General features: G+C 47.8%; 1 protein-coding gene. It reads right to left on the bottom strand.

Features of this window, described 5'->3' with window-relative positions; translation table 11 throughout:
• Nucleotides 1-235: hypothetical protein (locus R0J87_RS22815; RefSeq protein WP_498889211.1), on the bottom strand; the 235-nt coding region annotated here is incomplete at its 3' end.
• Nucleotides 236-251: the final 16 nt, after the last annotated feature.

The raw sequence follows: 251 nt of genomic DNA on the forward strand, positions 1-251 counted from the left end.
GCTGTAACCTTTGTTTCTGCGCGCGCCAGCCTTTACCGTTTGTAATCGTCAGCGGAATTTGATGTTCGTGGCACACCGGCACCAAGGTGTCTTCTGCAAGGCCGAAAGATAAAATAGCAACGTTTAACCCCTGCCCGACCTGCTCCTGGCATAAGTCGATAACAAAACGTTCTGCCCCCCCGACTTTTAAACTACTTACAACATGAATTACCGACTGCCTACCGGTAGTTGACATATCAATTCCTTATGAT

It is taken from the genome of Halomonas sp. SIMBA_159, from assembly GCF_046536035.1.
Classification (GTDB): Bacteria; Pseudomonadota; Gammaproteobacteria; order Pseudomonadales; family Halomonadaceae; genus Vreelandella; species Vreelandella venusta_A.